Annotated in this window: 26 protein-coding genes; 12 read left to right on the top strand and 14 right to left on the bottom strand. The window is 71.1% G+C overall.

What is annotated here, in order from left to right; all coding sequences use genetic code 11:
- Positions 1-101: 101 nt before the first annotated feature.
- The 3 genes from FIV43_RS05525 (at position 102) to FIV43_RS05515 (ending at position 2,562) form a co-directional block, all read left to right on the top strand.
- Entirely contained in the window at positions 102-833 is a 732-nt protein-coding gene (locus tag FIV43_RS05525) for an alpha/beta fold hydrolase (protein ID WP_231123746.1), read from the top strand.
- Between the two features lie 139 nt (positions 834-972).
- Positions 973-1,344, top strand: a complete 372-nt coding sequence (locus FIV43_RS05520) for a VOC family protein (protein WP_141013330.1) — start codon at positions 973-975, stop codon at positions 1,342-1,344.
- 96 nt (positions 1,345-1,440) lie between these two features.
- Positions 1,441-2,562: an ATP-binding protein gene (locus FIV43_RS05515; RefSeq protein ID WP_141013329.1), complete on the top strand. Its 1,122-nt coding sequence runs from the start codon at positions 1,441-1,443 to the stop codon at positions 2,560-2,562.
- Between the two features lie 18 nt (positions 2,563-2,580).
- On the opposite strand, the gene FIV43_RS05510 is transcribed toward FIV43_RS05515, so the two are convergent.
- The 5 genes from FIV43_RS05510 to FIV43_RS05490 form a co-directional block, all read right to left on the bottom strand.
- Complete coding sequence (locus FIV43_RS05510; RefSeq protein WP_141013328.1) at positions 2,581-3,615, bottom strand: hypothetical protein; 1,035 nt, start codon at positions 3,613-3,615, stop codon at positions 2,581-2,583.
- 178 nt (positions 3,616-3,793) lie between these two features.
- Positions 3,794-5,227: an IS1380 family transposase gene (locus FIV43_RS05505; RefSeq protein WP_141013327.1), complete on the bottom strand. Its 1,434-nt coding sequence runs from the start codon at positions 5,225-5,227 to the stop codon at positions 3,794-3,796.
- 177 nt (positions 5,228-5,404) lie between these two features.
- Positions 5,405-5,953, bottom strand: coding sequence for a GNAT family N-acetyltransferase (locus FIV43_RS05500; protein WP_181407691.1), 549 nt, complete (start codon positions 5,951-5,953; stop codon positions 5,405-5,407).
- A 58-nt stretch (positions 5,954-6,011) separates the two neighbouring features.
- Positions 6,012-6,476, bottom strand: coding sequence for a hypothetical protein (locus FIV43_RS05495; protein ID WP_141013325.1), 465 nt, complete (start codon positions 6,474-6,476; stop codon positions 6,012-6,014).
- Positions 6,477-6,572: 96 nt separating this feature from the next.
- Positions 6,573-7,358, bottom strand: a complete 786-nt coding sequence (locus tag FIV43_RS05490) for a 2-phosphosulfolactate phosphatase (protein ID WP_231123744.1) — start codon at positions 7,356-7,358, stop codon at positions 6,573-6,575.
- 63 nt (positions 7,359-7,421) lie between these two features.
- Between FIV43_RS05490 and FIV43_RS05485 the strand changes: the two genes are divergently transcribed.
- Positions 7,422-7,898: an RDD family protein gene (locus FIV43_RS05485; protein WP_231123742.1), complete on the top strand. Its 477-nt coding sequence runs from the start codon at positions 7,422-7,424 to the stop codon at positions 7,896-7,898.
- 38 nt (positions 7,899-7,936) lie between these two features.
- Here FIV43_RS05485 and FIV43_RS05480 read toward each other — a convergent pair whose 3' ends face one another.
- The 4 genes from FIV43_RS05480 to FIV43_RS05465 all read right to left on the bottom strand — a co-directional run bounded on the left by FIV43_RS05480 (position 7,937) and on the right by FIV43_RS05465 (position 10,812).
- Positions 7,937-8,590, bottom strand: coding sequence for a hypothetical protein (locus FIV43_RS05480; protein WP_141013323.1), 654 nt, complete (start codon positions 8,588-8,590; stop codon positions 7,937-7,939).
- Positions 8,587-9,114: a hypothetical protein gene (locus tag FIV43_RS05475; protein WP_181407689.1), complete on the bottom strand. Its 528-nt coding sequence runs from the start codon at positions 9,112-9,114 to the stop codon at positions 8,587-8,589. Before FIV43_RS05475 ends, FIV43_RS05480 begins: the two co-directional genes overlap by 4 nt.
- A gap of 49 nt (positions 9,115-9,163) precedes the next feature.
- Positions 9,164-10,138, bottom strand: a complete 975-nt coding sequence (locus tag FIV43_RS05470) for a hypothetical protein (RefSeq protein ID WP_141013321.1) — start codon at positions 10,136-10,138, stop codon at positions 9,164-9,166.
- Between the two features lie 212 nt (positions 10,139-10,350).
- Positions 10,351-10,812, bottom strand: a complete 462-nt coding sequence (locus FIV43_RS05465) for a VOC family protein (RefSeq protein ID WP_141013320.1) — start codon at positions 10,810-10,812, stop codon at positions 10,351-10,353.
- A 176-nt stretch (positions 10,813-10,988) separates the two neighbouring features.
- On the opposite strand from FIV43_RS05465, the gene helR reads away from it, so the two are divergent.
- The gene (helR, locus tag FIV43_RS05460) at positions 10,989-13,163 is read left to right on the top strand and encodes an RNA polymerase recycling motor ATPase HelR (RefSeq protein ID WP_141013319.1); all 2,175 of its coding nucleotides are present in this window, start codon (positions 10,989-10,991) and stop codon (positions 13,161-13,163) included.
- A 67-nt stretch (positions 13,164-13,230) separates the two neighbouring features.
- Positions 13,231-14,025: a ceramidase domain-containing protein gene (locus FIV43_RS05455; protein ID WP_141013318.1), complete on the top strand. Its 795-nt coding sequence runs from the start codon at positions 13,231-13,233 to the stop codon at positions 14,023-14,025.
- On the opposite strand, the gene FIV43_RS05450 is transcribed toward FIV43_RS05455, so the two are convergent.
- Positions 14,010-16,379, bottom strand: a complete 2,370-nt coding sequence (locus FIV43_RS05450) for an ATP-binding cassette domain-containing protein (RefSeq protein WP_141013317.1) — start codon at positions 16,377-16,379, stop codon at positions 14,010-14,012. The genes FIV43_RS05455 and FIV43_RS05450 overlap by 16 nt on opposite strands.
- Positions 16,380-16,613: 234 nt before the next feature.
- Between FIV43_RS05450 and FIV43_RS20860 the strand changes: the two genes are divergently transcribed.
- Together FIV43_RS20860 and FIV43_RS05445 are read left to right on the top strand one after the other, a co-directional pair.
- Entirely contained in the window at positions 16,614-16,754 is a 141-nt protein-coding gene (locus FIV43_RS20860; RefSeq protein WP_181407688.1) for a hypothetical protein, read from the top strand.
- Between the two features lie 285 nt (positions 16,755-17,039).
- Entirely contained in the window at positions 17,040-17,717 is a 678-nt protein-coding gene (locus FIV43_RS05445; RefSeq protein ID WP_141013316.1) for an META domain-containing protein, read from the top strand.
- Here the strand turns inward: FIV43_RS05445 and FIV43_RS05440 are convergent.
- Positions 17,695-18,711 carry a zinc-dependent alcohol dehydrogenase family protein gene (locus FIV43_RS05440; protein ID WP_141013315.1) on the bottom strand — a complete coding sequence of 339 codons (1,017 nt, stop codon included), beginning with the start codon at positions 18,709-18,711 and terminating at the stop codon, positions 17,695-17,697. The genes FIV43_RS05445 and FIV43_RS05440 overlap by 23 nt on opposite strands.
- A 113-nt stretch (positions 18,712-18,824) precedes the next feature.
- On the opposite strand from FIV43_RS05440, the gene FIV43_RS05435 reads away from it, so the two are divergent.
- The 4 genes from FIV43_RS05435 to FIV43_RS05420 all read left to right on the top strand — a co-directional run bounded on the left by FIV43_RS05435 (position 18,825) and on the right by FIV43_RS05420 (position 23,143).
- Entirely contained in the window at positions 18,825-20,369 is a 1,545-nt protein-coding gene (locus FIV43_RS05435; RefSeq protein ID WP_141013314.1) for a UDP-N-acetylglucosamine 1-carboxyvinyltransferase, read from the top strand.
- Between the two features lie 17 nt (positions 20,370-20,386).
- Positions 20,387-21,172 carry a glycerophosphodiester phosphodiesterase gene (locus FIV43_RS05430; protein ID WP_141013313.1) on the top strand — a complete coding sequence of 262 codons (786 nt, stop codon included), beginning with the start codon at positions 20,387-20,389 and terminating at the stop codon, positions 21,170-21,172.
- Positions 21,169-22,599, top strand: a complete 1,431-nt coding sequence (locus tag FIV43_RS05425; protein WP_141013312.1) for an MFS transporter — start codon at positions 21,169-21,171, stop codon at positions 22,597-22,599. The genes FIV43_RS05430 and FIV43_RS05425 overlap by 4 nt, the downstream gene beginning before the upstream one ends.
- Before the next feature lie 157 nt (positions 22,600-22,756).
- Positions 22,757-23,143 (top strand): RNA polymerase-binding protein RbpA, encoded by a 387-nt coding sequence (locus FIV43_RS05420; protein ID WP_141013311.1) that lies wholly within the window; start codon positions 22,757-22,759, stop codon positions 23,141-23,143.
- Between the two features lie 35 nt (positions 23,144-23,178).
- Here the strand turns inward: FIV43_RS05420 and FIV43_RS05415 are convergent, their stop codons facing one another.
- The 3 genes from FIV43_RS05415 to lnt are packed head-to-tail and all read right to left on the bottom strand — an operon-like array spanning position 23,179 to position 26,147.
- A complete protein-coding gene (locus FIV43_RS05415) occupies positions 23,179-23,682 on the bottom strand; it encodes an FxsA family protein (protein WP_141013310.1) in 504 nt (167 codons plus the stop codon).
- Entirely contained in the window at positions 23,679-24,494 is an 816-nt protein-coding gene (locus FIV43_RS05410; RefSeq protein ID WP_456237756.1) for a polyprenol monophosphomannose synthase, read from the bottom strand. Before FIV43_RS05410 ends, FIV43_RS05415 begins: the two co-directional genes overlap by 4 nt.
- 15 nt (positions 24,495-24,509) lie before the next feature.
- Positions 24,510-26,147 (bottom strand): apolipoprotein N-acyltransferase, encoded by a 1,638-nt coding sequence (gene lnt / locus FIV43_RS05405; RefSeq protein WP_141013309.1) that lies wholly within the window; start codon positions 26,145-26,147, stop codon positions 24,510-24,512.
- Positions 26,148-26,340 lie beyond the last annotated feature (193 nt).

The following is a 26,340-nucleotide window of genomic DNA, read 5'->3' as shown; positions in this document are numbered from 1 at the left end:
GGCGATGACGCGGGTGTGCCCGCGGTCTATCTGCACGGAGGCCCTGGCGGGGCCTGGGCGCGAGCACCTACCGGCACAGGTTCGATCTCGCCCGGACGCGGGTGATCGGGTTCGAGCAGCGCGGCTGTGGGCGCTCCACCCCGCACGCCTCCGACCCGTCGACGGACCTCTCGGTGAACACCACGGCGCACCTGGTCGCGGACATCGAGCGTCTCCGTGAGCACCTCGGCGTGGATGCCTGGATCGTCAACGGGGTCTCCTGGGGATCGACGCTGGCCCTCGCCTACACCCAGGCGCACCCGGACCGGGTGACCGGCGTGGTGGTCTACGCCGTGACGGCCGGGAGTCGACGCGAGACCGACTGGATCACCGAGGGAATCGGTGCGATCTTCCCCGAGGCCTGGGACCGGTTCGCCTGGTACGCCGAACGGTGCGACCCCGGCTTTCGGCGGGGCGAGGACAGCCTGGTCGCTGCCTATGCCCGGATGATGGCGTCCCCGGACCCCGGAGTACGGGACCGGGCCACCTGGGAATGGGCACGGTGGGAGGACACCCACGTGTCGATCGCGACCGGCGGTGTGCACCGCGACCCCCGCTGGGACGACCCTGCCTTCCGGCACGCCTTCGTCCGACTCGCCACGCACTACTGGAGTAACGACTGCTTCTGCGACCCGCCGCTGCTGGAGGGGATGGCCACGCTCGCCGACATCCCCGCAGTGCTGGTCCACGGACGCCGCGACGTCTCGTCGCCGGTCGTCACCGCGTGGGAGCTGCAGCGGCGGTGGCCGGGGGCTCGGCTCGTGGTGGTCGAGGGGACGGGCACGGCGGCATGACCATGGTCGAGCACTGGCGTGCTGCCAACGACGAGATGGTCGCCCTGGCCGGCGGAGGCTGAGACCGCGCTGGGGGTTGCCCATGATGCGACCCTGGCCGAGGATGGAAAGCCCTGCCGTCCACACCTCGGGAGCGTCCATGCCGCACGGAGACATCACCCACATCGACATCCCGGTCACCGACATGGAGCGGGCGAAGGGCTTCTACGCCGATCTGTTCGGCTGGGAGATCGCGGCGCCGCCGGGGTTCGAGGACTACCCGATGTGGCAGGCGCCGAACAAGATCAGCGGCGGCGGACTGGCGCCACGCTCCGAGGGCTTCACCCAGCCGCGGTCCTACGTCGAGGTCGACTCGATCGAGGAGACGCTGGCGAAGGTGGTCGCCGCCGGAGGCACGGTGGCGATGGACAAGTCGCCCATCAGCGACACCAGCTGGTGGGCGATCTTCACCGATCTCGACGGCAACAGCGTGGGCCTCTACGAAGGTGTCACCGAGGTCGAGGACGCCTGAGGAGTCGAGCGCCGTCGAACCGTGTGCCGGCGATCGAATGATGAAAGTCGATACACGCTCTTGCTCTTTGATGAAACATGATGAAGCATTGCAGGGGTGAGCGCGCGTAGCCCCTTCCGGCCGTCCTTCGGCTCGAACCCGCCCCTGGTGGTCGGCCGCGATGCCGTGCTCGACGAGCTCGCCGACGCGCTCGACGGCCCACCCGGCTCCGCGGGGCGGGCAGCCCTGATCACCGGAAACCGGGGGATCGGCAAGACCGTCGTGCTCAACGAGGCCGAGGCGCTGGCCCGCGAGCGGAGCTGGCTGGTGATCTCGGAGACGGCCACCACCGGCCTGCTCGACCGGATGACGGCGGACGGACTTCCCGAGCTCGCCGACCTGCTGCGCCAGGCGCCCGCCTCGCGTCCGCGGGTGAGTGGCATCTCGCTGCCGGCGGGGCTGGGGGGAGTGGAGCTCGAACTGCCCGAGGAGCGCGGACCCGGCGGCCTGCGACGGCAGCTGAACGCCCTCACCGACGCGCTCGACGAGCACGGGACCGGGATCATGATCACGTTGGACGAGGTGCACGCCCGCAGCGCACGCGATGACGTGGCGCAACTGGCGGCCGTCGTACAGCATGCGTTCCGGGAGGAGCGGCCGGTCGCGTTCGCAGCGGCGGGTCTGCCCGCAGCGGTGCAGGACCTGCTGACGGCCGATGTCTCCACCTTCCTGCGCCGTGCACGGCGTTTCGTGCTCGAGCCGCTCAGTCCGGTCGCGGCCGAGGAGGCGCTGCGGGTGCCGATCCTCGAGCACGGTCGGGGCGTCGACGACGCCGAGGTGAGCACGATGGCCGCGGCGACGCAGGGGTATCCCTACCTGGTGCAGGTGATCGGCGACCGGGCGTGGCGCCAGGAGCCGGGGGCGCCCACGATCACCGCCGACCACGTCGAGCGCGGGGTGCGCGATGCCATCCGCGAGGCGGGCTTCGCCCTCCACGAGCCGGCGGTCAACGACCTGTCCGAGACCGACCGGCAGTTCATCGCGGCGATGGCGGTCGATCGCGGCGAGTCCGCGATCGCCGACATCGAGCAGCGGCTGGGGCGCGATCACGGCTACGTCTCGCGCTACCGCTCGCGCCTGATCGTCGCCGGCGTCGTGGAGCCGAGCAGGCGTGGCTACCTGCGGTTCACCATCCCTTACCTCGCCGAGTTCCTGCGGGCGCGTGCCGACTTCCTGTGAAGCGGTGACGACGCCGGCTCAGCGGGTGGCGGACGCCAGGTAGTCGCCGGCCTCCGCGTTCCAGGTGCGGCCGTGGCGGTCGGGAGCGGGGCGCCGCTGGTGCCGGATCCGGAGGAACTCGTCCTCGCGGTAGCCCGCGCCCACCTCAGGCACGTCGTAGTCCCACTCGTTGGTGGCGGTGAAGGTCGTCGGCTCCGGCATCTCGGCGAGCGTGTCGAGCGCGGCGTGCAGCATCGGCCACAAGGCGTCGCCGTACGCCGCGGTGGTCAGGGTCGCCGGCCTGACGTCCGCACCGGCACGCACGTACAGGTCGATCCACTCGGGGGTGAGCCAGAGGGAGCGGAACTCCGGCGCGTCGAGGTGAGGGGAGAGGTCGTGCCAGTGGTCCACCATCGCGGGGGTGAGGCCGTCGAAAGGGCTGAGCTGGACCGAGCGTTCGTCGAACTCGGGGCCTGCGTAGGCGGTCAGTGCGAAGGTCGTCGTCCGGGAGAGCAGGTCGTCGCCACGGACGGCCGCGATCATGCGGTCGATCACCGGACGTGGGTCGTCACCGTCCGCACGCGCGGTCGCGGCCCATTCGCTGGCGGTGACCGTGACGTTGGCGCCCGGGAACGCGGCGGTCGCCGCCACGAGCTGCCGGGCCACACGGAGGTTGCCGGTCTTCCGATTGGCGGGGGTGGCCATCGGCGGTGCCTCAGGTTCGTAGTCGTCGCCCTCGGAGTCCGTGGTGCCGGCGCCCAGCGTCACGTGCGCGTCCTGCGGGGCGCCGTCCTGGGAGCGGGCTCGGTCGATGAATGCGTCGAGGACGGCGGTGACCTCCGGCGCCGTCGCGTCGAGATCCATGTCGACGACGATCGTCTCACCCCAGTAGTCGGTGTCGAACGCCTCGCGCTCGACGCTGGCGTCGACGACACCCGGCATCGCGATGAGCTGCTGCTCGAACGCCGAGCGTCCCGATCCGCCTTCGGCGCCCTCCGCACCACAGCCCGCGGTGAGTACCGCCAGGGCGACGGCGGCGATGAGGGCGCTTGCTCGCGAGGGACGTGACGGCACACGGCCATTGTGCGGGGTCTGCGGGATCTAAGCCCCAATCCACCGATGGACCTGGTGACGGTCGGGTGATCGTGTTCGGCCGCTGATGAGTGGTGTGGGGGCGTTGTGATCTGCCGGACCTCGTTTGTCCGGGGTGTTCCACGTGGTCTTCGGGTCGCGCAGCTGGGCTGCTGGGTGGTCAGGCCGCGAGGAGGGACGGCGGGTCGCTGACCCGGTCGAACAATGCCGTCCAAGCGGTCTCCCAGGGCCAGGCCGTCGGGAGATGCAGAGTGATCCGGCGGGCCGAGGTCGCCACACGGGCGGGCACGGTGATCAGCTTGTGGCGCAGCGTCGCGGTGGTCGCCTTCGCGAGGTCTGGTGCGGCGAGGGTGCCGGCGGCTCGGGTGAGGTTGAACGCGATGACCGCGAACACCAGCCAGGCGGCGTTGGCGTTGAACACCCCTGAGGGCAGGTGGGCCAGGGCGGAGTTCTTCAGGTCGGCGTGGACCTGCTCGATGACCGCGTGCCCGCGATGGGTCTTGTCCACCGCGACGGTGTCCAGGACTTGAGGGTCGGCGGTGGTGAAGAAGGCGTGGAAACGCCACACGTCGAACAGGGTGTCCTGACCGGCGGCCTTGTTCTTCTCGGCGTTGAAGTCCGGAATCCGCCGCACCACGAGCCGTCCCGGCACCTGGTCGGTCTTCTTCTGTGCGGCGAACGCGGTGAACGGAATCTCGGCAACCTCGGCACGAGAGACCCACCGGCCGGTGGCCTCGTCGAACACGGCGTCGGTGTACTCGATGGTCCTCCACGCGTCATCGTCGATGGCGGTGATCGCCTTCTTGACTGCCTTGTCCATCCGCACGGTGACCGACACCTGGGCGCCGCCAGCCAGCGCAGCGTGGACTGGCCCCCGGCCGTAGAACGCGGAGTCCATCCGCACCAGGATCGGCTGGGTCTTGCCGACCCTCTTGAGCAGTCGCCGCGCGGTCCGCACCGCGTCGCCGACCAGCCGCTTCGCACCGCGTGGCGAGCCGGTCGAGCCCTTGCGGAGTCGTTGAGCCACGACCACCGGCGCACTGCCAACGGTTGTCAGGGTTGCGAGCAGCGCGTTGATGCCACGCACCCCGGAGTAGCCGAACCCGGCGCCCTGCTTGGCGTGGCCATGGACCTCGATGATGGTGTCGTCAACATCGAGCAACGCGTATCCCGACTGGTCGAACTCGACCGTGGCAGGCGGTCCCAGGAGGCGGGTGAGTCCGGCGAGCGCGATCAGGAACCGCGAGGCGATCGCGTCGAGCTGGCGGACGTGGCCGAAGGTGAATGAGCGGAGGAACGATCCCAACGTCGAGGGGGCGTAGGCGCGGGCGAAGACTCGCCCCATTCCTCCGTGTCGCAGCAGGGCCATGTCCTCGATCGAGTCCGCGCCCGCGACCATCCCGCCCACCAGCGAGGCGACCTTCAACCCGGCGTTCGCGCCCTTGTCGGTCGGGACCGTGAGGTGCTCATCAGCTAGCTCCCGCAGCCCTGCCAGATCGGCCAACGCCAACACCGGCACAAGGCCGGTCGACGACACGAGATTCGGATCATCGAACGCCACCGACGTCCGACCAAGAGTGTGAGAGAGTCGCACCTACGAGATGCCCTTCCGCGTCGGTCGAATCTTTGCCTGAAGAACTCAGATTCTCCCGCCACGTAAGGGCATTCTCACTTCACGACGCGCTCAACAGCCCCTGCTCATCGGTGGATCGAGGCTAAGGGATAGCGGCTGCCGTGCGGTGGATCTGTCGGTGACATGACATAATGTCACTTATCGGCTATCAATCAAAGCCATCACGACGACGTCAGGTCCGTCGTCGCCAGACACGTGTCGCAGCCAGTCCGGCCGCAGGCTGAGCACCTCCGACCAGCCGGACCCGCGGTAGAGCGCCAGCGCGGCCGGATGGACAGGCAGCACCTCGAGGCAAGGGCGCAATCCGGTGGCCTGGATGTCAGCGACCACAGTGTCGAGCAGCAGGCGCCCGATCCCACGCCCACGCATGTCACTGCCGACGAACAGCGTGTTGACCCAGCCGAGCTCTGCGACCTCGCAACCATGAGCACGCGCGCAGGCCTCGTTCAGCGTCGTCGCATCGGTGAAACCGGAGGGCGGTCCCGTCCTGCAAACGTGGCCGACCGGCCTTCCGTCGACCTCGGCGGTCCACGCTGCCAACGCATCCTCGGCATGCAGGAACGTCTCGACGGAGACGGGCAGCGGGTCCCGGAAGGGATACCGGGTCGCCGGCTGCTGTTCCCGCAGCACCCGGGCCAGCGCTGGAAGGTCAGCAGGAAGCCGAGGTCGGAGGATCACAGGTGACACCTGGTGATCGTGGCTGTCCTGTCCACCGATCGCAAAGCCCCGCGGCAACGGCCTCCGCTCACTCAGGCACCTCACAGGCGTGCGCCAGCCGTGCTAGCTCTGCTTCGGCGTACGGCGCGTCCACCCCCAGCCAGCCGCAGCCTTGGCAGTAAGCGCGGCACGGGAGACCTTCGTGCCACCAGTCGTCGGAGAAGCTGATCAGCAGGGTGCGCACCGGCTCCCACCGTTGGTCGTCGAGGTGGCCGGTCGCCCGGTCCAGAGGTACGTCGGCGGGGACGATCAGTCCGCAGGCGCAGACCGCCTCGGACATCCCCGCCCTGGTGTTGTGGTGGATGCCGCGAGGCCGTTTGACGATGGTGTCCCGCAACTCCCCCATGAACATCCCCTCGACGCCGCTCAGGGTGTGGCCGGCTGCCCTCGCAGCCTCGACCGACCGGCGCAATCCGACGAACTCGAGGTCCGCGGCGACCGTCTGGATGTCGTAGCGGTGCCCGGCGTAGTCGAACGGCTCGTACGTGTGCAAGGTACGGCGGTCCAGCGACGAGGCGTCGAGGTGTCGGTGCGGGGGATCGGGCCGCCGCAGTCTGCGCTCGAGCCCGTTGCCGGCAGACCCGGCGAATCAGGAGACGACCGGAGTCGTCGCCCGGTGCTCGAAAGCGCCGTCGACGAGCACCGGGACCACCGGCGAGGCGTCGAGGTCGGCTGCCACCTCGACGTCGTCCGCGTACCCCTTGCCGATCAGCTCGCGACCGCCGACGCAGTCGCGCATGCGCTGGTGAAGTCCGTCGCGACCAACCTCGAACAGGTCGGCTGCCGCACGGGCCTCCGGGCTCAAGCCGGCGTGACCGGCCAGCGCGGCGAGCTCGGACAGGATCGCGCCGGCGCCCAGATGGTCCTCCAGCGCCGGGCGGAGTGAGTCGTCCTGGCTCCAGCGCTCGCCGGCCGCGATCACAGCCACCGACCTCCCGGTTGCGAGCACCTGAGCCAGCCATTCGGCGACGGCGCGGGCGTTGCGCAGACAGCCGGCAGCGACGCGTGCCCCGCGCTCCAGCAGCGCGGCCGCGATGGCCGAGCCGTTCGGCGAGGGCAGCACGAGGCGCGGGTACGGTTCGCAGGCGAGCAGACTTGCCGGCGAGAGCGACGGCACCCGCTGTGCGCCGTCCACGGCGGCTTCGAGGCGACCCCTGGCCAGCACCGCGCGCTGCTCGTCGGCGTACTCCTGCGCTCGGGCCGACCGCCACGGGCACGGGAGGACCCGCATGCCGCGCTCGACGGCGACCGTCACCGACGTCGAGAAGCTGAGCACGTCGACGACGACGGAGACGTCGGCCTCGGTGGCTCTCGCTCCGGTGGGTCCCCAGTCGAGCCGGACGGCGAAGTCGCCCTGCCCGGACAGATCGGCCACGACGATGGACCATACTCGGTCGAGCGGTGGTGGTCCCCCGACGACGCGTTTAGTCTCGGACAGGTGGGGAGTCCGACGGTTTCGGGGTGGCAGCGGTTCGGCGTGGTGCTCACCGACAACCTGCTGATGGTGGTGGCCTTCCTCCCGGGCTTCCTGACCGGGATCGCGACCGGGTTCGGCGCCACCGGCTGGCCCGGTTGGGCCGCGCCGACCTTGGTGGTCCTCGGCGTCCTGATGGGCGTTGGTGTGCTGGTACTGAACGGTGGCGTGCTGGCCGGCCGCGGCCGCAGCATCGGTATGCACTGGCTCTCGGTCAGCCTGGTCGATGAGTTCGACCGCCGCGCCGTCGGGACCGCGCGCGCACTCGTCCGCTCGATCCTCTGCCTTGCCTTCAACCGGGTCGGTGCCGAACGGTCGTTCGCCGAACGCCAGACCGGGACGGTCCTGCTGCGCGGCGACCTCGTCGACCTCAAGGAGGGTCTCCGGGCGGCGCGGCGGGAGCCGCCCTCGCGGTCGCTGCCGAGCATGTACCGGGACTGATCAGCGCGATCTCACCGAACCGTTGCGCGGCCGTCGCGTCAGCGGCGGACGACCCGAAGTGGTCTCGTGCACGTGGTGCGCGCCGTGTTCCAGGCGTCATCCGGGCGGATGACCTTCCATCGGTAGACGCCGGCACGCAGGCTGATCCTGCGCACGCGGACGCGGTCGTCGCCGACGATCATCGCGCGGCGGCTCAGTGCCACCTTCTCCCCCGCGCACGACGAGTCCGCCGCCGATGGGAAGGGGCCGTACAGGGTGGCGCGCACCAGTGCCTTGGTCGCGTGCCCGGTGCCCGACGTCGTCAGCCACACCTTGAACGGTCGGCCGGCAGCGCGCGTCTGTGCGGCCGGGATCGCGGTGACCTGGGGTCTCGCCCGGACGATCACGCGGGCGGTGCCCTCGCGCACGGTACGACGTCCGGCGACCGCGACCCGCGACCCGCTCGCCGGGACCCGGACGCCGAGGTACGTCGTCGGAAGCCGCCGGACCGTCGCGCGCACCTTCCGTTCCCCGGCGGCACCTGCGGCCCAGGCAGCCTGCACCCGGCCGGTGGCACCGGTCAGCGCGTGGACGGCCTCGGCTCCCTCGTAGCTGAGCTCCACCGGCAGATTCTCCACCGGGCGCCCGCGCGCGGAGAGCACCTCGACCACGACGGTCGTGTCTCCCCCGACGACCGGCCGGTTGGTGGTCACGTCCACCCGGTAGGGACCGGCCAGGCGACCCGACTGGCGGACGAAGGTCTTGGCCCAGCGACGTACCAGGGATGAGTAGTCGGCCTGCGCGATCCGTCTGGCCCCTTCGTCCCGCCGATCCGCCACCCCTTGCCCCGGAGCAGGTGCAGGACCGCCGCGTCGACCGCGGCGGCCTGGACGTTCGTTCGGTCGCGGCTCTCCGGGTCGCGGGCGGCGCCGTACTTGGACAGGACCCACGCCGCACGATGGGCGGCCCGCGTCCCGCTGCCGACCCGATCGGTCCAGGTCAGCTCGCCGAGGCGGCCGGTCGGTGCCGTGCGCTGCGGGTCGATCCGGTGCAGCACACCGCCATCGACCCGGTAGCCGCCGATCCAGCCGCCGGCGGCAGTGCCCGCGAACGCGGTGATGGCGAAGCCGCGCCAGCGATGGTGATCCGCGGCGGACGCCGCCGGCACCGCCACCAGGTGGGCGAGGGCCGCCAGGAGCACGGCCAGCGCGCAGCCGGTCCAGGTCGGTCGGCGCACGGTGGTCCTCCGGCTCGTCCGACGCATCGGGGTCTGACGCATCGGGGTCTCACGCATCGGGGTCGATCGGTCCGGTGCCGCCGATCAGCGAGCCCTCGTCGTCGCTGTGGTCACGCTTGCCCGTCCCGCCCGAGCCGTCGTCGCCTGCGTCGGCGGGCGCATCGGGGATCTCGGCGGGGGTCTCGACGGGATCGGGTGGTGCGGTCGGCACTTGCTCTGTCGTCGGAACGGGCTCCGGTGCTGTCACGGTCGCGGTGCCCTCGCGCACCGGCCCACGCTCCGGTACGACGCGCCAGCGGTACTCCCCCGCCCCGAGGTCGGCGAGCGCCACGGTGCGCCCCTGCGGTCCGACCCGGAGCCTCCGTTGCATCAGCACCACGTCCCCGGGACCGACCACGGTCACCTCCAGAGTGGCGGGACGGGCCGCCGTGATCGCCAGGTCGAGCACGTTCGCTCCGCCGGTGGCGCTCACCTGGGCGACCGTCCGCGGCACCGGTATCACCAGCTCGCGCAGCTCGACCAGGTCGCTCTGCGCCGGTGGAAGCCGACGACTCGCGGGCAGCGGAGCCGGGGTGTCGACCGTGGCCGCCGCATCCCCCTGGTCCTGGCTGATGACGAGAACGACTCCGACCACCGCCACGACGATGCTGAGCGAGCCGGCCGTCACCAGGACGGGGAGCAACCGGCGTCGACGATCGGCTCGCGCGCCCGGTGCGGACCGACCGTCGGCCGGGGCTGCGGAGTCCGGGGCTGCGGAGTCCGCAGGCGCAGCGGCCGACGGTGAGACCGGAGCAATGCTGAGGGAGGCCTGCCCGTGCGCGTCGGTCAGCGCCAGTCGCACCGGGACCCCGGCCTCGTCCGCCAGCTCGTGGACCCGAGCCATCACCAGCTCGCGCAGGCGCGCGGGCTGCTCGGTCCGGATCGTCTCGATGCGGCCGTCGAACGAGAGCTGGGCGCTCGTGAAGGAGAGCACCGCCGTGATCAGGGGCCGGTGGTCGGCCGGCGCGCTTCTGCCCCACTGCACGAGTGGTCTCCTCGAGATCGACGCGGACGGGTGTGCCGACAGCCGTCGGCGACGCTGTGGGTCCCCCACCTGTCCGGACGCCGGTGGCGTGCGGCCGGAACAGATCAACCACGGCGAAGCAACTTAGCCGCTCGCCCGCCGGCGCGCCATGCCGCTTGGAGGGTGGACGGCCGGTTGTCCCCGGAGCCACGGCCCGGTAGAGGCCCACGCGGTCAGTCCAGGCAGAACTCGTTGCCCTCGGGATCGCGCATCACGATGTGACCGGGCTGCAGCGGAGGGGCCGGATCGTGCCGCTCGACCCGAGAGGCGCCGAGCGCGACCAGACGGGCGCACTCCGACTCCAGCGCACTCATCCGCTCGCTGCCGAGCAGCCCGGGCGCCGCCCGCACGTCGAGGTGGACCCGGTTCTTGCCGGACTTCTGCTCGGGCACCTGCTGGAAGAAGACCCGCGGGCCGGAACCGTCCGGGTCCTCGATCGCGGAGCGGCTGTTGCGCAGGTGCTCCGGGACGCCGGCCTCGACCAGGAACCGGTCCCAGGCCTCGAGCGCATCGGTGCCCGGATCGATCTCGACGCCAGGAGGGGCCGGATGCAGGTAGCCCAGCACCGCGCACCAGAAGATCGACAACGACCGCGGATCCGCGGCGTCGATGGTGATCTGGACGTCCCGACTCATCGACCTCGTCCCGTCCGTCACGGCGGGTTCCGACCTCCCGCCACTACCAACTTATAGCCGTCCGGGGGCTTGCGGCAAGGCCCCGGAGGGAGGCAGAATCCCGGCTCCGACCCGTATCGCCGACCCTCACCGATGTCGCCCACCGCCGTCCGCCCCTCGTCGCCACGGAGCCTCTCGTGACCACCGCCGCCAGCGCCTTCGCCCTGCCCGACCACCTCTCCGCCAAGTCCGCCTCCGCTCTGATCGACGAGGACGACCGGCACCTCGCCGAGATCGGAGCCACGCTGTCCAGCACCACCGAGGCCGTCCTCGCCGAGCTCGACGACCTGCGGCGCTCCCCCGGTACGAGCGGGGAGCAGGCCCTCCAGCGCGACCAGGAGATCCACCGGCTGACCGGGCGGCTGCGGATGCTGCGCCGCTACGGGCGTGACCTCTGCCTGGGCCGGATGGTGGTCGACGAGGACGCCGCCCCGGTCTACATCGGTCGCCTCGGGCTCGCGGCACCGGACGGTCGCCGGCTGCTCGTCGACTGGCGCTCACCCGCTGCGGAGCCCTTCTTCGGCGCCACCCATGCCAACCCGATGGGCCTGGCCAGCCGTCGCCGGTTCCGGTGGTCCAAGGGCAGGATCACCGACTACTGGGACGAGGCCTTCACCGACGCCGCCCTCGCCGCCGGGGTGGCACTCGACGACCAGTCCGCCTTCATCGCCAGCCTCGCGGCGTCCCGGTCGAGCCGGATGCGCGACGTGCTGGGGACCATCCAGTCCGACCAGGACGCCATCATCCGCGCGTCGTCGCGCGGCACGCTGGTGGTCGACGGCGGGCCGGGCACCGGCAAGACCGTGGTGGCCCTCCACCGGGCCGCCTACCTGCTCTACAACGACCCCCGCCTCGGGACCGGCCGCGGCGGCGTGCTGTTCGTCGGCCCGCACGCGCCGTACCTGGCCTATGTCGCCGACGTCCTGCCCAGCCTCGGCGAGGAGGGCGTGGCGACCTGCACGCTGCGCGACCTGGTGCCGCAGGGAGCCGACGTACCCGAGGAGATCGATGCCGAGGTCGCCCGGTTGAAGGCCTCGGCGACGCTGGCGCAGGCGGTCGAGCCGGCGGTGGCCCTCTACGAGGAGCCGCCGCGGACCGGGATGCTGGTGGAGACGCCCTGGGCGGAGCTGTGGCTCAGCGCCGAGGACTGGGCGGAGGCGTTCAACGCACCCGATCCGGATGCTGCGCACAACCCCGCCCGCCAGCAGGTGTGGGAGGCGCTGATGGAGATCCTGGTCGACAAGCACGCCGCGGCGCTCGGCACCGGCCCTGGGACCGTCGAGCGGCCGGAGGTCTCCCCCGCCCTGGTCCGGCGCGCGCTGGAGCAGGACGAGGGCCTCCGGGACGCGATCGGCGGGGCGTGGCCGCTGTTGGAGCCCACCGATCTGGTCGGCGATCTCTACTCGGTGCCCGCCTACCTGCGCCGCTGCGCCCCCACCCTCTCCCCCGACGAGGTACGACGACTGCAGCGACCCGACCCGCACGCCTGGACCCGTGCGGACCTACCGGTGCTCGATGCGGCACGCCTCCGTCTCGGCGATCCCGATCAGGTCCGCCGCCGTCGGCGGGACGAGTCCCGCCGACGAGCCGAGCGTGAGGAGATGGACCGGGTCGTGGACCACCTGATCGCGACCGACGACTCGGAGATGGCGCTGATGTCGATGCTGCGGGGTGCGGACCTGCAAGGCGCCCTGGTCGACCACGCGGCCGACGAGCGGACCGATCCGGATCTGCTCGCGGGCCCGTTCGCGCACGTGGTGGTCGACGAGGCCCAGGAGCTCACCGACGCGGAGTGGCAGATGCTGCTGCAGCGGTGCCCGAGCCGGAGCTTCACCGTGGTCGGCGACCGCGCACAGGCCCGTCACGGTTTCGAGCGCAGCTGGCAGGAGCGGCTGGCCGCGGCCGGCCTGGACCGGGTCGAGCTGGCGTCGCTGACGGTCAACTACCGCACCCCGCGGCAGGTGATGGACGTCGCCGAGCCGGTGATCCGAGCGGCTCTGCCGGACGCCAACGTGCCGACCTCGGTTCGGGACGGGGTGCCGGTCCGGTTCGGGGCGACCGAGGACCTCGACGCGGTGCTCGAGAGCTGGCGGACGCAGCAGCACGACGGCACCGCTTGCGTGATCGGCGTTCCCGGCCGCGCCGACACCCCGCGGATCCGGTCGCTCTCCCCCGCACACGTGAAGGGCCTCGAGTTCGACCTGGTGGTCCTGGTCGACCCGCACCGGTTCGGTGAGGGCATCGAGGGTGCGGTCGACCGCTACGTCGCGATGACCCGCGCCACCGGCGAGCTGGTGGTGCTCGGCCGCTGAGGACCCGTTCCCGTCCGTTCCCGTCCGCGCCCGTGCGCGACACTGCCCAGATGAGGACGCTGCCCTGATGACCAGGACGCCGCAGGTGGTGACGATCGCCGTCGCACTCGGGTCGTGCCTGCTGCTCGCCGCGGCCGTGGCGGCCGGCTGGCTCGGCCCGGATGCCGGGCGCGGTGCCACCTTCTGCGAGGCGGCCCGGCCCGGGGCGGTCAAGCAGCCGGCGAACACGTTCTCCAACCTGGGTTTCGTGATCGCCGGGGTCGCGATCGGTGTCGCGGTGTCCCACCGCACACCGGTCCGGGGCTGGGTGCTGGGCGTGGGGGCGGCCACGTCCTACGCGGTGATCGTGACCCTGCTCGGGCCCGGAAGTGCCGCGATGCATGCGACCCAGTCGGTCGCCGGTGGGCACCTGGACCTGCTCAGCATGTATCTGATCGCCTCCTTCGCCGCCGCCTGGGCCCTGGTTCGTCTGGCGCGACGTCCGCGACTGCTGCTGCCCCTGGCAGCGGTCCTGGTGCTCGCCTGCGAACTGGTCGGCGCCGTGGCCGGTGAGGTCCCCGTCGTCCGGTTCGCCGGCAACCTGGCGTTCGGCGTGCTCCTGGTGGTGGCGATCGCCGGTGAGGTCGTCCTGGCCCGCCGCGACCGGCAGGGTGCGCGGTGGGCCGGCGCGGCGGCCGTGACGATGGTGGTGGCGTTCGGGATCTGGCTGGCCGACCAGCACGGCATGTGCGACCCCGACTCACTGCTGCAGGGTCACGCTGTCTGGCACCTGCTCAACGCTGTGGCCGCCTACTTCCTCTACCGCCACTACGCGGCACAGCGCACCTCGCCGACCACGGCTGCTCGTCAGCCGCCGACGTAGTCGGCGAGGTGCTCGCCGGTGACGGTGGATCGTCCGGCCACCAGGTCGCTCGGCGGGCCCTCGAAGACGATCGTGCCGCCGTCGTGACCGGCGCCCGGGCCGATGTCGATGATCCAGTCGGCGTGGGCCATCACGGCCTGGTGGTGCTCGATCACGATCACCGACTTGCCACTGTCGACCAGCCGGTCGAGCAGGCGCAGCAGGTTGTCGACGTCGGCCAGGTGCAGGCCCGTGGTCGGCTCGTCGAGCACGTAGACCTCACCCTTCTCCCCCATGTGGACCGCGAGCTTGAGGCGCTGACGCTCGCCCCCGGAGAGGGTGGTCAGGGGCTGCCCGATCTTCAGGTAGCCGAGGCCGACGTCCACCAGGCGCTGCAGGATCTTGTGGGCGGCGGGCAGCTTCGCCTCGCCGTCACCGAAGAACGCGGCCGCCTGCGCCACCGACATCGCCAGCACCTCGGCGATGTTGCGCTCGGCGTAGGTGAGCTCCAGCACCGAGGCCTGGAACCGGTTGCCGCCGCACTCCTCGCAGACGGTGGCGACCGTCTCCATGAACCCCAGCTCGGTGTAGACCATGCCGTTGCCGTTGCACGTCTCGCAGGCGCCTGCGGAGTTCGCGCTGAACAGCGCCGGCTTGACCCCGTTGGCCTTCGCGAACGCCTTGCGGATCGGCTCCAGCAGGCCGGTGTAGGTCGCGGGGTTGGACCGCCGCGAGCCCTTGATCGCACCTTGGTCGACCAGGACGACTCCCTCGCGCCCGGCGACCGAACCGTGGATCAACGAGCTCTTGCCGGAGCCCGCCACGCCGGTGACCACGGTCAGCACCCCGAGCGGGATGTCGACGTCGACGTCGCGGAGGTTGTGGGTGCCGGCTCCCCGGATCTCGAGCACCCCGTCCGACGAACGGGTCGACTCCTTCAGCGACGCCTTGTAACCCAGATGGCGACCCGTCAACGTGTCGGCGGCCCGCAGGCCCTCCAGGGTGCCCTCGAAGCAGACCGCTCCGCCGTCGGTGCCGGCACCGGGGCCGAGGTCGACCACGTGGTCGGCGATGGCGATCGTCTCCGGCTTGTGCTCGACCACGAGCACGGTGTTGCCCTTGTCGCGCAGCTCGCGCAGCAGGTCGTTCATCCGCTCGATGTCGTGCGGGTGCAGTCCGACGGTCGGCTCGTCGAAGACGTAGGTGACGTCGGTGAGCGCCGACCCGAGGTGGCGGATCATCTTGGTGCGCTGCGCCTCCCCGCCCGAGAGGGTGCCCGAGGGGCGGTCCAGCGAGAGGTAGCCGAGACCGATCTCGACGAAGGCGTCGAAGAGGTGCAGCAGGTTGTCCAGCAGGGGCTTCACCTCGGGCAGGTCCACCTGGCGCAGCCACCCGACCAGGTCGGTGATCTGCATCGTGCAGACCTCCGCGATGTTCTTCCCGTTCACGGTCGAGGAGAGCGCCGACGCGTTGAGTCGGGTGCCGTCGCACGCCGGGCACGGGCCGAACACCGCGGCGCGCTCCACGAAGGCACGGATGTGCGGCTGGAGCGAGTCGACGTCCTTGCTGAACATCGACTTGCGGATCTTGGGGATCAGGCCCTCGTAGGTGACGTTGATCTTCTCCACCTTCACCTTCCGCGGCTCGGCGTACAGCAGGGCCTCGCGCTGCTCGGGCGTGAACTCCCCGACGGGGATGTCGGCCGGCACGACCTGCTTGTAGGGAGCCACCATCCATCCGTCGGCGGTGTAGCCGGGGACCAGGATCGCGCCCTCCACCAGCGACCGGGACTCGTCCACGATCTGGCTGAGGTCGAGGTCGGACACGGTGCCACGCCCTTCGCACTCCGCACACATGCCACCGAGGTAGACGGCCTGGCGGACCACGTTCTTCTCGACCTTGCCGCCGGCCTTCTCGGTCTGCATCACGCCGCTTGCCTTGCGGGTCGGCACGTTGAACGAGAAGGCGGTCGGCGGCCCGATGTAGGGCTGGCCGACCCGGCTGAACAGGGTGCGCAGCATCGCGTTGGCATCGGTGACCGTGCCCACCGTGGACCGGGCATTGGCGGTCATCCGCTCCTGGTCGACGACGATGGCGGTGGTGATCCCCTCGAGGCGGTCGACCTCGGGACGGGCGAGCTGCGGCATGAAGCCCTGCACGAACGTCGAGTACGTCTCGTTGATCAGGCGCTGGGACTCGGCGGCGACAGTGCCGAAGACCAACGAGCTCTTTCCGGAGCCGGACACGCCGGTGAAGACGGTGAGGCGCCGCTTCGGGATGTCCAGGTCGATCCCGGTGAGGTTGTTCTCCCGCGCGCCGCGGACCCTGATCAGGTCGTGCTCGTCCGCGGTGTGGCTGGCGCCGCTGCTGATCATCGGTTCTCCGTCCGGTGAGGGGGTTCAGGCTAGCGAGCACCGCCGACGCGATGGTCGGGTCGCGGCGCTCATCTCGATGACGTACGGCGGCGGCCCGGTGTGACGCCGCCCAGATCACGCCGCCCAGACCACCCGCCCTACCCGCACGCCCTACCCGCACGCGACGCCACCCGCGACACGACGGCGCGGACAGATGGGTGCAATGTGACGCAGATCATGTCAGAGTCTGCGCCCATGGAGATCACGTTGCTCGTCATGGTCCTGCTGGTGCTCGCCGCGGTGGCTGCGTTCGGCGGCCTCTTCGCCCTGGTCTACCTGGCCGGACGGTCGGACCAGCGGGCCCGTGCGCGGCAGGAGCACAGCCCGGCGCACTGAGGTCCGGCCGGGTGCGCCACGATGCTCGCGGAGTGCGGGCGGGAAATCCCCTCGTCCGGATCCGGAACCCGGAACGCGCCCGCTCCGTCCGATCCGCGGAGGTGTCGCCATGAACAAGACCATCACCCGTTCCCTCGGCGCGTTGGCCGCAACGGTCGCGCTGCTGCCACTCGCCGCCTGTGGGAGTGCGGAGAGCGCTGAGGACCCCACGGGGCCGGAGCTGCCGACCTCGAGCTGTCCGACCTGGACGGCCGCACGTTCGCCGCGGACGGTGCCGACGGGGCGGTGGAGTCCGCCCGGCTCGACAGCACGGACCGGCCGTCGGTGCAGGTCGCCGTCGAGGGTGACCGGATCTCCGTCGACGGCGGGTGCAACGCGATCGGCGGCACCGCCGAGATCATCGACGGCGCGCTGCGCGTCGCGCAGCTGAGCAGCACGAAGATGGCCTGCGGACAGGGCCTGATGGCGCTCGAGGAGTGGCTCGGCGGGTTCCTCGCCTCCGAGCCCGCGATCGAGCTGGACGAGGACGTCCTGGTGCTGACCTCCGGTGACGACCGCCTCGAGCTGCCCGAGGTCCAGGCCGACCAGACGGCCGACCGAGCCGCCGCGGAGATGCTCGGCACCTGGCAGCTGGAGTCACTGACCGCCGAGCGGGGCGGGGTGGCGTCGGGCAGCGGGAGCAGCGACTATGCCGCCACCCTGGTGGTCGAGGACGGTCAGGTGCTGATCGACACCGGCTGCAACACCGGGTCCGCGAGCCTGAGCGTCGTCGGTGACACCTGGGAGACCGGTCCGGTCCAGATGACCCTCAAGGGCTGCCGTCCGGCGGATGCGGCGACCGAGCAGCAGATCACCGAGGTGATCGACTCCTCCCCCGTCTTCGCGGTCTCCGACGGCACCCTGACCCTCACCACCCCGGACGGGACGCTCGGGCTCCAGCTCAGGGCTGCAGCAACACCTTGATCGCGCGCCGCTCGTCCATCGCGCGGTAGCCCTCGGCCGCCTGGTCGAGCGGGAGGGTCAGGTCGAAGACCTTGCCGGGGTCGATCCTGCGCTGCAGCACCAGCTCGAGCAGCTCGGGCAGGTAGCGGCGGACCGGAGCCATCCCGCCGCGGAGTCCTACGTTGCGGGAGAACAGCGTCCCGATGGGCACCTCCACGCCGTGGGGCACCCCGACGAATCCCACGCCGCCGCCGGGACGGGCGACCTCGATCGCGGTCTCCATCGCAGCATGGGTGCCGACGCACTCCAGCACGGCGTCGGCGCCGACGCCCTCGGTGATCTCGCGGACCGCGGCGACGCCGTCCGCACCACGCTCGGCGACGATGTGGGTGGCGCCGAAGGCCGTGGCGACCTCTTGGCGGGAGGCGTGCCGCGACATCGCGATCACCTTCTCGGCGCCCATGGTCACAGCGGCCAGGACGCCGCAGAGCCCCACCGCGCCGTCACCGACCACGACGGCGGTGCCGCCGGCCCGCAGACCCGAGGAGACCGCCGCGTGCCAGCCGGTCGGCATCACGTCGGAGAGCGTCAGCACGGAGGCGACCAGGTCCGGCGACGGCGCCTCCGGCAGCACGACCAGGCTCCCGTCGGCCTGGTTGACCCTGGCGAGCTCCGCCTGGCCGCTGGTGGTCATCCCGAGGTGGTCGCAGGCCGACTGCATCCCGGCACGGCAGTGGGCGCAGGTGTTGTCGCAGTGGCAGAACGGTACGACCACGAAGTCCCCCGGGCGGACCGTGGCGACGTCGGTGCCGACCTCCTCGACCACCCCGATGCACTCGTGACCGATCGTCGCGCCCGCCTTGATCGGATTCTCTCCGCGGTAGGGCCACAGGTCGGATCCGCAGATGCACCCGGCGGTGACCCGGACGATCGCGTCGGTGGACCGTTTGAGGACCGGGTCCGGGACGTCGGTGACGCGGATGTCGCCGGCTGCATGGATGGTGGTGGCGCGCATGGGCACATCCTGGCAGGCTGGGGGTGGTCCCCGCGCCCGGGTCGTCCCCGACCTTGCGACACGCCGGACCCTCGCGATGTTGCGGTATCTCATATGTGAGTTACCGTCGTCGCATGAACGCGTACTCGGAGGGTTCACCGGACTACAAGGGCCGGATCGGCAACCTGATCCGCGATGCACGCAAGCACCGCGGGCTCACCCAGGCCCAGCTCGCCGACCGGCTGAGTACCAGTCAGAGCGCAGTGAACCGGATCGAGAAGGGGCACCAGAACCTCTCCCTGGAGATGCTGGCCCGGATCGGCTCGGCGCTCGACTCCGAGATCGTCGCGCTCGGCGCCGGTCCCACGCACCTGCGGGTGAAGGGTCCGACCACGTTGCGCGGCGAGATCGACGTCAAGACCTCGAAGAACGCCGGCGTGGCGCTGCTCTGCGCCTCGCTGCTCAACCGGGGACGTACGACGCTGCGCAAGGTCGCCCGCATCGAGGAGGTCAACCGCCTGCTAGAGGTGCTCTCCAGCCTCGGAGTGCAGACCCGTTGGATGAACGACGACAACGACCTCGAGATCGTTCCGCCCCGCGAGCTCGACCTCACCGACATCGATGAGGAGGCGGCGCGGCGTACCCGTTCGGTGCTGATGTTCCTCGGACCGCTGCTGCACCGCGCCGACTCGTTCGAGCTCCCCTACGCGGGTGGCTGCAACCTCGGCACCCGCACCGTGGAGCCCCACATGGCCGCGCTGCGTCCGTTCGGCCTCGAGGTCAAGGCGACCGACGGGTGGTACCACGGCCAGGTCAACCGGGCGATCGTGCCGGAGCGCGCGATCGTGCTCACCGAGCGCGGTGACACGGTCACCGAGAACGCGCTGATGGCAGCGGCGCTGCATCCCGGTGTCACCACGATCCGCAACGCGTCGTCGAACTACATGGTCCAGGACCTCTGCTTCTACCTGCAGGCGCTCGGCGTGAACGTCGAGGGCATCGGCACCACCACGCTGCGGGTGACCGGTGTCGATGAGATCGACGTCGACGTCGACTACGCCCCGAGCGAGGACCCGATCGAGGCGATGTCGCTGATCGCGGCGGCCATCGTCACCCGCTCCGAGATCACCGTCCGGCGCGCACCCATCGAGTTCCTCGAGATCGAGCTCGCGGTGCTCGAGGAGATGGGCTTCCGCTACGAGCTGAGCGAGGAGTACCTCGCGGCGAACGGACGGACCCGGCTCGTCGACCTCCGCACGCTCCCCTCGGACATGGTGGCGCCGCGCGACAAGATCCATCCGATGCCGTTCCCCGGGCTCAACATCGACAACCTGCCGTTCTTCGCCGTGATCGCGGCGGTGGCCGACGGGTCGACGCACCTGCACGACTGGGTCTACGACAACCGGGCGATCTACCTGACCGAGCTCAACAAGCTCGGCGGCCGGGTCACCCTGCTCGACCCGCACCGGGTGATGATCGAGGGGCCGACCTCGTGGACGGGTGCGGAGCTGATGTGCCCGCCCGCCCTGCGGCCGGCGGTCGTGGTGCTGCTGGCGATGCTGGCCAGCAAGGGGACCTCCGTGCTGCGCGGCACCTACGTGATCCACCGCGGCTACGAGGACCTCGCGGCCCGGCTGAGCTCGTTGGGCGCCGACATCGAGACGTTCCGCGACATCTGAGCACGCGGACGCCCCGGATGTACCTGCCCGCGGGCCGGGTGCTGGCCTTCGCCCACCGTGGCGGCGCCACCCATCCCGAGATCGACGGCCTGGAGAACACGCTGACCGCGTTCCAGCACGCCTGGGACCTCGGCTACGACTACCTGGAGACCGACGTCCACGTCACCCGGGACGGCGCGCTGCTGGCGTTCCACGACGACGTGGTGGACCGGGTCACCGACGGCACCGGCGCCGTGGGCGACCTGACGCTCGCACAGATCCGCCGGCTGCGGATCGCCGGACGCGAGCCGATCCCGACGCTCGGTGAGCTGGTCGAGGCGTTCCCGCACGCCCGGTTCAACATCGACCTCAAGAGCGAACGGGCCGCCGACGCACTGGCCCGGTACGTCGCCGCCCACGACCTGGCCGACCGGGTGCTGGTCGGGTCGTTCTCGATCCGACGGATCCGTGAGTTCCGCCGACGGACCGCGGCCGCGGTCCCGACCGCGGCGCACCCGTGGGAGATCCTGGCGTATCGCCTCTCCCCCACCGCCGGCATCGCCAGGCGGCTCACCAGCCGTCGCTGCGCCGCCCTCCAGCTGCCGGCCCGCCGCGGCCCGCTGCGGGTGGTGACGGCCGGCCTGATCCGCCGCGCCCACGCGAACGGGGTGCAGGTGCACGTGTGGACGGTCGACGATCCGGCACAGATGCACGAGCTTCTCGATCTCGGCGTGGATGGCCTCTTCACCGACCGCACCGATCTGCTCAAGGATGTGCTCACGACGCGCGGCCAATGGTGGTCGCCACGGGGAGGGGACAGATGAGCGACGACGAGCAGCCCACCGGGACCGGTGGGGCGGCTGCCTATTCGCCGGACGATCCGGCGGGGATCGCGGAGTTGAGCGACCCGCCACCACGGCGGGAGCGGTTCGGCTGGCCGGTCTACGCGTGGGGTCTGTGGGACTGGGGGTCGGCCGCGTTCAACGCGGTGATCACCACGTTCGTCTTCAGCGTCTACATCACCTCCGACGACTTCGGCGACGGCGCCTCCTCCAAGCTGGGCTGGGCACTGGCCGGCGCCGGCGTGCTGGTCGCCCTGTTCGCGCCGCTGACCGGCCAGCGGGCGGACCGCTCGGGCCGGCGTGGCTTCTGGCTGGGGGTGAACACCTTCCTCGTCATCCTGGCCTCGGCGGGCATGTTCTTCGTGCAGCCCTCGGAGTCCTACCTCTGGCTCGGGCTGCTGCTCCTGGCCGCCGGCAACGTGTTCTTCGAGTTCGCCTCGGTGAACTACAACGCGATGCTCACCGACGTCTCCACCCCGGCGACCGTCGGCCGGGTGTCCGGTCTCGGGTGGGGCCTCGGCTACCTCGGTGGCATCGTGCTGCTGCTGATCGTCTACTTCGGCCTGATCTCGCCGGACGTCGGACTCTTCGGCGTCACCGACGAGGACGCGATGGACGTCCGGGTCACCATGCTGCTCTGTGCGCTCTGGACCCTGGTCTTCTCGATCCCGGTCCTGCGCACGCTGCGCGACGGCGACCGGCCCGCCCGGGGTGAGCGGACGCGGGTGGGCGTCGGGGCGTCGTACCGGCTGCTGTTCGCGTCGATCGGCGACCTGTGGCGTACCGACCGCAGCACCGTGTGGTTCCTGATCGCCTCTGCCGTCTTCCGCGACGGTCTGGCCGGCGTCTTCACCTTCGGCGCGGTGATCGCGGCCAACGTCTTCGGCTTCACCGACGGTGGCGTGATCATCTTCGGCATCGCGGCCAACGTGGTGGCCGGCCTGGCCACCATCGGGTTCGGCTTCCTCGACGACGCACTGGGCGCGAAGCGGGTGATCGTGATCTCCCTGGTGTCGATGGTGGTCGCCGGTGTGGTCATCTTCTTCCTGCACGACGGCGGGACCGGCGTCTTCTGGGCCTTCGGCCTGCTGCTGTGCATCTTCGTCGGGCCCGCCCAGTCCGCGTCGCGGTCCTACCTGTGGCGACTGATCCCGCCCGGCAAGGAGGGCCAGGTCTTCGGGCTCTACGCCACCACCGGACGGGCGGTCAGCTTCATGGCGCCGGCGGCGTTCGCGGGCGCGATCTGGATCGGTGCGCAGGTCACCGGGGTGAGCGACACCGACGACGCGGAGTACTTCGGCATCCTCGGCATCATCGCCGTGGTGCTGCTCGGCCTCACCCTGTTGGTCACCTTGGTGAAGCCGGCTCGCGACACGGCGCCGGGCGTCGACACCACGCAGGGCGGGTGAGCGCGGCGACCGGTCGCCGATTACGTGACCTACGTCCCGATTGCAACCTTTGAGCACTGGGTAGCGTTGTACAGATGAGGAGACTCGTCCTCAGCCGATCGGGGAGATCCCCCGACGACGGGTCCCCTGCTCTCATTGTCGGGGCTTGGAGGTAGAGATGGCCGAACGTACGTTGCGAGGCGCCCGCTTGGGTGGCCAGTCCTTCGAGGACGAGCGCGGTATCGAGTTCGCGGCCCGCCAGCAGGTCGGTTACCGCTGCGCACAGGGACACGAGTTCGAGATCACGATGTCGGTCGAGGCCGAGGTCCCGGCGGTGTGGGAGTGCCCGCGCTGCGGAGTCGAGGCCGAGAGCACCTCCGGCATCCAGCGGGAGGAGAAGGCCGACAAGCCTCAGCGGACCCACTGGGACATGCTGCTCGAGCGCCGTTCGGAGAAGGAGCTCGAGGAGATCCTCACCGAACGCCTGGAGCTGCTCCGGGGCGGCGAGATCGGTCCGGCGCACCTGCACCGGCCGAGCAAGAAGCGCAAGCCCGCCCGCACCTGATCAGCAGAAAGGTCCCCGCGGACCGACCGACGCGGTCACTGACCGTCGTCGATGACCTCACCCCGGACCACCGCATCCCCTGCGGCTCCGGGGTGAGTGCCGTCCGGACCCCGACCGCGGGGCCCGGACGGGGTGCCGTTGACGGTCACCATCACCCGCCCGGCCGCGTAGGCCATCAGCAGGCGCCGGAAGATCGGCCGGGTGACCGGCAGCACGAGCAGGATGCCGAAGGCGTCGGTGACGAAGCCCGGGCTGAGCATCAGCGCGCCCCCCATCACGACCAGTACGCCGCCCGCGAGCTCCCGGCCCGGCATCCGGCCGGTGTCCAGCCGCTCCCGCATGGCACGCCACGCCCGCGCGCCCTCGCGGCGCATCAGCCAGGCACCGATCACGCTGTCCAGGACGAGCAGGGCGATCGTCGGCCAGATCCCGATCAGCCCGCCGACCTGGATCAGGACGTAGAGCTCGGTCAGCGGGACGACGATGAAGACGACGAAGAGCACGAGTGCCACCCGCCGACGGGCGTTGGTGCGGTTCATCGGCGGCGTCGCAACTGCTGCCACCGGTCGCGCAGGCCCCAGGCGGTGATCCGCTGGAGCGACTCGACAGCGACCTGACCGCTCATCTTGGAGGCGCCGCGCACCCGCTCGACGAACTCGATCGGCACCTCACGCACGGTGAGGCCGGCGTGCAGGGTGCGGGAGACGAGATCGGTCTGGAAGACGTAGCCGGTCGAGCGCACCTCCTCGAGGCCGATCTTCTCCAGGGTGGTGCGCCGGTAGACCCGGAACCCGGCGGTCGCGTCCTTGACGTCGATGCCGAGCAGCAGCCGGACGTAGAGGTTGCCGCCCCGGCTGAGCAGCTCGCGCTGCAGCGGCCAGTTGACCACGGAGCCGCCCGGGATCCACCGGGAGCCGATGACCAGGTCGGCCTCGCCGAGGGCCGCCAGCAGCCTGTGCAGCTGCTCGGGCTGATGGGAGCCGTCCGCGTCCATCTCCCCGATCACGTCGAAGCCCTCCTCGAGGGCCCAGGCGAAGCCGGCGAGGTAGGCGGCGCCCAGCCCGCCCTTGGCGGTCCGGTGGAGCACGTGCACCCGGGGGTCGCGCTCCGCGAGGTCATCGGCGATCCGACCCGTCCCGTCCGGAGAGCTGTCGTCGACGACCAGGACCTCGACCGCGGGTTGCGCGTGCAGCAGACGCTCGACGATCCACGTCAGGTTGTCGGCCTCGTTGAAGGTCGGCATCACCATCACCACCCGCCCGAGCGGGTGCGGAGTGCTGTGTTCGGCGGGTGCGCTCTGCGCCAACGCGTCGTCGGCCGCCGGGTGGTCGGCCGCCGGGTGGTCGGACAACGGGGACCTCGCTCGTCAGGGACTCGGGATGGGGGTGGGAGCGTCGTGCTCCGCCGACGCCGCCGGTGCGTGCGGCGGCAGTGCATCTTCCCGCCTCCGACGATACGCGACCGAACCCAGCAGGAGTCCACCGAGCGACAGCAGCGTGAACAGCCGCCCGGGCCACGGGCCGAGGCGCATCGCCGGGGTCAGCGTGGTGCTCAGGCCGACCTGCTCGTTGAGGACGGCCTGGGTGCGCGGCGGCGCCGTGGCGACCACCGAACCGTCCGGGGCGATCACCCCGCTGCGACCGTTCGGCGAGGCGACCACGAGCCAGCGCCCCGCCTCGAGCGCTCGCAACCGGGTGATCGCGAACTGCTGCTCAATCTGGTCGGTGAAGATGAAGCTCGCGTTGCTGGTCTGGACGGCCAACATCTCCGCGCCCGCGTCGACCTGCTCGGTGATCACGTCGTCGTAGGCGATGTCGAAGCAGATCGCGTCCGCCACGCGGATGCCGGCCACGTCGAGCGGCTCGGTCCGGGTGCCGCTCTTCATGTCGCGGGTGATCAGCGACAGCTGTCCGAACTGCGGGTCCCAGAGGTCGCGGAAGGGGATGTACTCCCCGTAGGGCACCGGGTTCTGCTTGGTGTACCTGTCGCCGGCGCCGGTCTGCGGGTCCCAGACGATGCCCTGGTTGAGCACGTGGTCCTCGCCCTCGCCGACGATGCCGCCCACCACGATCGGCACGCCGACGGCCGAGACGGCGTCCTCGATCTCGGCGTTCACGATGCTGTCGTCGAAGGGGTCGACGGCGGTGGAGTTCTCCGGCCACAGCACGAAGTCGGGCTGCTGCTCCCGGCCGGCCGCGACGTCGTCGGCCAGCTGCTGCGTGGCTTGGAGGTGGTTGGTGGTGACTCCGCGGGCGTCGTACAGGATGTTGTTGGCCGGACCCGGGAGGTTGCCCTGGATCGCCGCGACGGTGGCGGTGCCGCTCTCCTGGACCGGGAACGCCCGGAGCGCCGGCAGCAGCAGGACGGCCGAGGTGGCCGCGAGCGCGACCACCAGCGGCAACCGTCGGCCGGCGCGGAGCCCGGGGGACGATGCGGGCCCGGGGATCCGGCCGGGGTGGAGCAGTGCGGCGAGCAGGAACCCGGCCAGCGCCAGCAGGAACGAGAGCCCGGTCATCCCGACGTAGGTGACCGCGGGTGCCACCGGTGTGTCGATGGCGGCGAACGAGAGGCGGCCCCAGGGCATCCCGGAGAACGGCCAAGTGCTGCGGATGCCCTCCATCGTGGTCCACACCGCGGCCGCCCACACCGGCCACGCCGGAAGGCGACGCAGCAGCGGCATGGCGAGGCCGACGGCACCGTAGCCGAGCGACTCGATGGTCGAGAGGGCGATCCAGGCATCGGTGCCGATGGAGTCGCGCATCCAGCTGATGTGGGTGAAGTAGAAGGCGATCCCGAAGACCCAGCCGACCAGCCCGGCGCGCCGCACCCGGTGGCCGTCGGTCGCCACGGCGAAGCAGGCGACGCCGAGCGGCAACAGGAAGGCCCACGCGATCGGCTCGAACGCCGCGGCGAGCGCCAGGCCGCCGACGACGGCGACCACCAGCGAGACCAGCGTGCGGGGACGTGCCGACCACCCGTGCGGCGCGGGAGCGGTCGGTGTCACGGCTCCAGCCTAGAGCGCGCCGGTCGCGGAGCCTCAGCAGGCACGGAAGGATCCCGGGCGCCGTCGGTCCGTCCCGAGATCCGACTGGTGGCCGGGGCGGGACGTTGTCTAGGGAGACCGGGATCCTTCCGTGTCGCTCTCGAGGGGTGGGCCGACCTCCGCGAACCGTGGGCGGGTGGAGTTGGCGCGACTC

The sequence above is a fragment of the Nocardioides sambongensis genome (genome assembly GCF_006494815.1).
In the GTDB taxonomy this organism is placed as follows: domain Bacteria; phylum Actinomycetota; class Actinomycetes; order Propionibacteriales; family Nocardioidaceae; genus Nocardioides; species Nocardioides sambongensis.
The sequence above is the reverse complement of the archived record's forward strand: the minus strand, read 5'-3'. Positions and strand labels throughout refer to the sequence as shown.